Annotated in this window: 5 protein-coding genes; 1 reads left to right on the top strand and 4 read right to left on the bottom strand. The window is 61.9% G+C overall.

The window, feature by feature from the left end:
* Window positions 1-666: FAD-dependent oxidoreductase (locus MOV74_RS26825; protein WP_246929492.1), on the top strand; the 666-nt coding region annotated here is incomplete at its 5' end.
* A gap of 264 nt (window positions 667-930) precedes the next feature.
* On the opposite strand, the gene MOV74_RS26820 is transcribed toward MOV74_RS26825, so the two are convergent.
* The 4 genes from MOV74_RS26820 to MOV74_RS26805 form a co-directional block, all read right to left on the bottom strand.
* Window positions 931-1,884: an ABC transporter substrate-binding protein gene (locus MOV74_RS26820; protein WP_404979181.1), complete on the bottom strand. Its 954-nt coding sequence runs from the start codon at window positions 1,882-1,884 to the stop codon at window positions 931-933.
* Between the two features lie 167 nt (window positions 1,885-2,051).
* A complete protein-coding gene (locus tag MOV74_RS26815) occupies window positions 2,052-3,779 on the bottom strand; it encodes a cache domain-containing protein (RefSeq protein ID WP_246929488.1) in 1,728 nt (575 codons plus the stop codon).
* Window positions 3,780-5,550: 1,771 nt separating this feature from the next.
* The gene (locus MOV74_RS26810) at window positions 5,551-5,751 is read right to left on the bottom strand and encodes a hypothetical protein (protein WP_011084994.1); all 201 of its coding nucleotides are present in this window, start codon (window positions 5,749-5,751) and stop codon (window positions 5,551-5,553) included.
* A gap of 294 nt (window positions 5,752-6,045) precedes the next feature.
* A partial coding sequence (locus MOV74_RS26805) for an FHIPEP family type III secretion protein (RefSeq protein WP_246929486.1) occupies window positions 6,046-7,187 on the bottom strand: 1,142 nt, incomplete at its 5' end.

Raw genomic sequence — 7,187 nt, 5'->3', positions numbered from 1 at the left:
ATCCTGGTCGATCCCAATCCAGCGGTCGGCGCCACCATCGGCGCGCAGGCGCGACCCGTCATCGAGACGGCCTTGGCCGCGCTGGAGGTCGAGACGCGGCTTGGCGTGCGCGTCGTATCGGTCGAGGCGGCCGGGATTCGGTTGAGCTCGGGCGAGTTCATTCCGGCGCAAACCGTGATCTGGTGCGCCGGGATGCGTGCCAGTCCCTTGGCGGCGAGTTTTCCGGACGCACGCGATCGCCTCGGGCGTCTCCTCGTCGATCCGTTCATGAGGGTCGCGGATGTCGGCGGCGTGTTCGCGGCCGGCGACGTCGCCTCGAGCGTGGTCGACGGGCTGCATCCGACCGTGATGTCCTGCCAGTTCGCGCGGCCCATGGGCCGCTTTGCCGGTCACAACGTGGTCGCCGATCTCGCAGGCTTGCCGATGCTGCCGCTGCGGATCGACTGGTACGTGACCGTGCTCGATCTCGGCGCCTGGGGCGCGCTCTACACTGAGGGCTGGGACCGCGAGGTGCGGACCACCGGTCAGGCTGCCAAGACGACCAAGCAGACCATCAACCGCAAGCGCATCTATCCGCCGTTGACCGGGAGCAGGGAAGATCTGTTCGCCGCCGCCGCGCCGATCGTGCAGGCGCCGCCGCCGAGCTATGGGGCGCCGCGCCGTTGAGAAGGCGACGGTTGCGTGGTTGGTCGGCAGTCTCAGAGGGCCTTCGGGCGAGCAACTGCAGCGGAGCGGCTGCCAGCCTTCATCCGCCCGGGGCCTCTGAGCCGACTGCGCCGCTCGTTCTCGCGAGGTCGGCAAATGACCCCATAGCCGACGACAGACGGCTCTCGATCAGAGTATCCAGCGCTCACGTACGATCCACCGCCAGCCCCGGCCTCGAAGTCTGACGTCGCTGCAAGCCCATACGTGTCCGCTCGGAAGCGTAGTTTACTCGAGCACCTCATCCGCGCCGGCAACGATTACTGAGGAGAACGCAGAACCGAGCAGTTTGGCAGCCTTCAAGTTGATAACGAGCTCTACCTTTGTGACGAGCTGGACTGGAAGATCGGAAGGCTTCTCGCCCAACAGGATCCGTCCGGCATAGATCCCGGCGCGGCGGTGCGACTGCATGAAGTCTCCACCGTAGCTCATCAAACCTCCAGCAACGGGAAAGTCTCGGGTCTGTGTGATTGCGGGCACGCGATGCTTTATTGCGAGAGCAGCCAACCGCGAACTGCGAAATGCAAAATAGGGATCCGAGGTAAAAACAAGCCCACTTGCCCCGTCCTTGGCCGCGGCGGCGAATACAGATTCAAACTCATCCTCTTTACTTGCGCCTAAGACTTCCAGTTGAACCCGCAGGGTGTCTGCAGCGGCGTGAAGCTTCTGTAATTGTGATTGTGCGGTCGGACTTGTCGGGTTGGCGACAACCATCAACTTCGGCGCTGTGGGCATCAGGTCGCGCATAAACTCAAGCCTCTTTGGCGAAACGTCGACACTCAGGCTCGAAACTCCCGTGATATTTCCGCCCGGCCGCGACAAGCTGTCGACCACGTGTAGCTGGACGGGGTCGCCGCCCATCTCAAAAACGATTGTCTTGGTCGTAGTCGCCGCTTTCGCGGCCAGTGCCACGGGGGCGCCCCCAGGCGCCACGAGCACATCCACGTTGCGGGCGACCAGTTCGGTAGCCAAGGCAGGCAATCGAGAATATTGTCCGTTGGCCCATTGATACTCGATTGCCACATTGCGGCCCTCGACAAAGCCGGCTTCTCCTAGTCCCTGGTGGAAAGCCTCAAGTCGACTGGCAAAGAGTTCGAGCGACTCCGGACAAAGATAGCCAATGACGGGCATGGAGGATTTCTGCGCATACGAGGCGGTCGTGCACGTCGCAGCACCTACCATCAAAAGCAGAAAATCACGCCGCCTGGCGCTTCGTGGCGTTGCTGCTACTGAACGGGCGCACCTCATGCATATGCATCCGCTACCGAAAACTAATTGGCAGAGCATAGCTCGGGATGCTCAAACAGTCTTCAACAGGGTTATGCCAGGCATCCGGCGGCCAGCCTCGGCTAGAGAGTATTGAAGTCTATCCCGAAGACAGGAATAGCTTCATCAAATCCCTTGATTTCTCGGCCCCCAAGATCCTCGACGGGCCGCTTGCCCTTGACGCCAACGGCGACTTTGGCGTCGATTAGGATTTCCCCGTCTGCGGCAGATGCGCACAGTCGGGCGGCGAGATTCACAACGCTGCCAATGGCGGTGTAGTCGAGCCGGTCCTTGTATCCGATCCGGCCGACAGTCGCGGGCCCGCTGGCTAGGCCGATTCCGAAACCAACGTGGTAGCCACTCGATCGCCAGCCAGCGATAAGGGCTTGCACGTTCTTCTGCATGTCGATGGCGAGATCGATAGCTCTCAATGCAGGCTCTTCGACTGGGACAGGTGCGTTCACCAGAACCATCAGTCCGTCTCCGGAGAAATTGATCAGAGTTGCTTCGAATTCCGCGATGACCCTGCCAAGGCTCTCATAGTACTCGGACAGTACGCTCATGACGTCTTCAGGCGCAGCTCCTGCTGAAAACGCGGTGAAACCCCTCAAATCGCAGAAGACTACGACGACTTCCGTGCGGCGGCCGTCCAGCACGCTGTCGTCCCCGGCTCTATCGACGAGATCGGCGACCTGGGGGGCAAGAAACCGCTTGAGCTTGGCTATGCGCTCCTGGTGCTGCTGCGCCAGCGCCAACTCGGAAGCCATTCTGTTGAAGCTGTCTGCAAGGCGCTGGAACTCGTCCCCGGTGTGGATTGAGATGCGGTGGTCAAAGAACCCGGCACCAATCCTCTCCGTGCCCTCCTCGAGCAGTCTAATTGGCTCCGTCATCCGGTCCGCGAACGCGTAGGCCAGAACCCCTGCTAGTATGATGCTGACTGCGAGAAGCATTGCGGTCCGCCAAAGGGCGGCATGGATCGGCGCGTAAGCTTCAGATAGCGGCTGCGCGACCACGACTGTCCAATCGGGGCCCTGCACGGGAGCCGTGCTGGCAACAATATATTGTCCTTGTGCATCCCGGCTCGTTGCGAAGCCCCGTTTAGGCCCTATTGCGTCCCGCACAGCCCGAAATGGTTCGGAGGTTGCTTCTTCTGCCCCGCGGAGAACGAGGCTGATGTCCGGATGGGCGATAAGGCGACCCGATCCGTCCAGGACGAAGGCGTAGCCGGTCCTTCCGAACTTGATCGCCGAGATCACGTCCCAAATCAGCTTAAGGTTGATTTCGGCCACAACTGCGCCGACAGCCTGTCGGTTGCCCACAGTCGCAACGGTCAAGTACGGTTCGGAGCCTCGATTGTAGCTGACTTCGCTGAACCAGATCTGAGCTGCCCGGGCACCGACCAGAGTGGGATCGGCTGATCGGTCCGCGCGGCTCTCGATCCGATTCAGGCCGATCCGCGAGATATAGAGACGCTCTAGACCGTTGCCGTCGAGGAGCGTGAGGCTGGCGACGGCAGGCGCCTGTCGAAGGAGGCGCAACGCGTCGGTCCGCCGGCGGTCGTCGGGCTCCTCGGTCCACGGAAGCTGGACCAGCCAGCCAAGCTGAGTTGTGATACCGTGGATGAAATCGTGTATTTCGGCGGCCGCGGATGCTGACTGAAGACCAAGCGACTGGTCAAGCCTCGCGCGCTGATCGCGATAGCCGAACCACCCTTCAATAACGCCGTTGAATGCCAGTGGGATTGCGACAGCTACGAAAAGTGCGAGCAAATATTTACGAAAGAGGCCGCGAAACCGATCTTGAGCAATCATGATGCGGTCTCCTGTACAATCATAACAGGTACGACGGCCCAGAATAACATGTCGCTCCGCCGTCGAGCGGAGCTCATTCAAATTCCCCACGCGCACGCGCACGGGTGCAATGTTTTGCGCCTTTAGAGCGGAATAGTCACGCGGTAGGAGTGTGGCTAAGTTGTCGACCTATGTAGCCCCGACGGCACTGGTATTCGGCGACGTCAGTCTCCGGCTCACATTCTGGCCCATCCAAGTCATCGAGCGACGCCACCGCAGCGAACAGGCGTGCGGCCTCTATCGTGCCACCCGATGTTGATCATCCGGGCCGAAGAGGCAAACCACAACTTTGTCTCCTTGTGGCCCCTTAGCAGCCCTTGCGGTGCAGTTCGCCGACCGTCAGCTTCGCTTCTGTTCCAGAGCAAATGCCACTGATCGCTTCCAATTCGGCGGGTTGCGCCGATCTACAAGCCCTTGCGTTGCCTGACGGGCAAAACACGCCATGGGTCGGTCAACGCCCGTCATCAAAAATATTCCACTTTACCGAAATTCGGAATTGACGTATGTGTCGCGGCAACCCGGCCCAAGGAAGAGGGGCGTATCGCGATCGTCACGAACGCGGGCCGGGCGGCGGTGGACGCCGGTGACATCGGCGCGATTGGATTTCGCAGGGTGGGCAACCGTGAGCGAGGTCGTCGCGCACACGACCGGTGTGATCGGCGTACGGCAAAATCGTGTGGTCCTGGCGCCCGGGGTCTGTGCGCCAAGCGTTGCGGTGATGTGGACTGCCCAACCGGGCACACGCATCAGCCATCCGCAAGGCGACGGGGGCAATAGTGCAACGCTCCCCGGGGAGAGCACGACATAAGCCGTCAGACCACTGCGCAGGGAAGGCCGGGATGTCTCCGGTTGCCCTGTTCTCCGCTATGCAGAAGCACACGCAATCTGCTCTTGGCATGGCGGTCCACGGGAGCCAACCGGCTCCCGGCCTTCCCTGCGCCCTCTTTCATGAGAGGGCAAGGCAACGAAACAAAGCTCGGGCGAAATGAGCCGCGAGGACGCGAAGGTGTGTCTGCAAGTCGAAAGCGACTATCGAATGCTGCCGCATGCATCATCTCGGACCGTCACCCTGAGGCGGCCGCTTCTTCAGCGGCCCTCGAAGGGCGACAGCCCGGCTGCACCTCGGCCGTTCATCCTTCGAGGCTCGGCCTGCGATGCGTTCGCATCGCATGCCTCGCACCTCAGGATGACGGACCAAATATGGTCCCTGCGGAAAGATTCCTGGATTGCTTCGCTGCGCTCGCAATGACGCGCTGAGGCAGCGTGCGCAAAGGACACAGGTCTCGTGCCCCGGACGCAGCGCAGCGTCTCTTCGACGGTGCGCTGCAGAGCCGGGGCCCATGCATCAACGAGTGCCGTGGCCTGCTGGGTCCCGGCTCTGCGCAGCAACGAAGAGCGTTGCAGCGCGTCCGGGACACGAGAGACACGCAACCGTCATTGCGAGGAGCCCTTGCGACGAAGCAGTCCAGACTGTTTCCGCTTTGGGATTCTGGATTGCTTCCGCCTTCGCCGAGGCTCGGCGGACAAGTCGCTGCGCTCGCAATGACGATGTGGAAACTGTGGCGGACAAATCGCTGCGCTCGCGACGAGGAGGTCCAGACATGAGAAAGCGCCCGTGGGGGGCGGGCGCTTTCTGTAGTCGACTTGGGGTTGGGGTCGTCTACATATCCACGTGGCGACTTTGGGGGGCTGGTAAAGAGCCGCGTGAATTCGAAAAACTCGTCAGATCTCCTTAGCGAACGAGGGACGCGTTCGAGCTGGTGATAACGACCGGCTTGCCGGCCTTGATGACGCGGGCCGTCTGGGTCAGACCTTCATCCGAACCCGTGCGTGCCGTGATGCCGAAGCCTGCCACCGCGATCCCCGCGACGAGGGCGACGACCACAATTTTCAAATGGGTCGAGCGATCTGCGCTGTAGATCGAGTGGTTCATGGAAGCCTCCTGCCGCCATCTACCCGAAGTAGTCGCCGGCCGTTTCAGGCAGGTTCATGCTTCCGGTGCCCAACAACCTAGTATTGGGGGGATTCGTTCCCAAGAGACCATCACAAGAGCGTGAGATGACGTGAAAGGTCGCGATCAAAAGCGACCCAGGATCGTGCATTTCGGTAATTATTTCAAAGCTGTAATGTGTGTGTCAGGCGCCTTTTCGGCAGTTGGTCCACAAGGCGCCAGGAACTCAAAAACCATTTGCCTGTGGCTGAAAAACACACGGCTTCTTAAGGCAAATCAGATGCTTCCGACCGTTTTGAGCCGCGCCCGGGGATGGATTTCAGCCTGCGACAGCACCGTCGTCTGGGCCCGGAACCGCTCGACCAGGGACCGCACGAAGGGGCGAATTGCCGCAGAGGTGACCAGCACCGGCGCCTCGCCTTCGCGCGCGGCGCGCTCGAACGCCTCGCGCACGCCGGTCATGAACTCCGACAGTTTCGAGGGCTGCATGGCCAGGCTCCGCTCCTCGCCCTGGCCGATGATGGATTCGGCAAAGGCCTGCTCCCATTTCGCCGACAGCGCGATCAACGGCAGATAGCCAGCATAGGAGGTGTTCTGCGCGCAGATCTGGCGCGCGAGGCGAGCCCGGACGTGCTCGACCATGGTCGCGGGATTGCGCGAGAAGGCCAGCGAATCCGCGATGCCTTCGAGGATGGTCGAGAGGTCGCGGATCGAGATGCGCTCGGCGAGCAGCAGCTGCAGCACGCGCTGGATGCCGGAGACCGTGACCTGTCCGGGGACGATGTCCTTGACCAGCTCGCTCTGCTCCTTCGGCAGCTCCTTGAGCAGCTTCTGCACCTCGCCATAGGAGAGCAGGTCCGACATGTTGGCCTTGAGCAGCTCGGTGAGGTGGGTGGAGAGCACGGTCGCGGCGTCGACGACGGTGTAGCCCTTGAGCGAGGCCTCCTCCTTGAGGCTGGCATCGACCCAGGTCGCAGGCAGGCCGAAGGTCGGCTCGGTGGTATGGATGCCGGGCACCTGCACCTGGCTGCCGCCGGGATCCATGACCATGAACTGGTTCGGCCAGATCTTGCCGGTACCGGCGTCGACCTCCTTGATCTTGATGATGTAGGTGTTGGCCTCGAGCTGGACGTTGTCGAGGATGCGCACCGCCGGCATGACAAAGCCCATCTCGATCGCGAGCGAGCGGCGCAGCGCCTTGATCTGCTCGGTGAGGCGGTCGGTGCCGTCGGGGCCGTTGACCAGCGGCAGCAGCGCATAGCCGAGCTCGATCTTGAGATCGTCGATCTTGAGCGCGGCCGAGATCGGCTCTTCGGCTGCGGCAGCGCCTGGTGCACCGGGCTGGCCGGCAGCAGGTGCGGCCTTGGTGGCTTCCTCGGCCCTGGCGGTGATCCGGTTGCGGTTGCGAGCGTTCCAGG

The sequence above is a fragment of the Bradyrhizobium sp. SHOUNA76 genome (assembly GCF_023006445.1).
Classification (GTDB): domain Bacteria; phylum Pseudomonadota; class Alphaproteobacteria; order Rhizobiales; family Xanthobacteraceae; genus Bradyrhizobium.
This window is presented reverse-complemented; position numbering and strand designations above follow the sequence as displayed.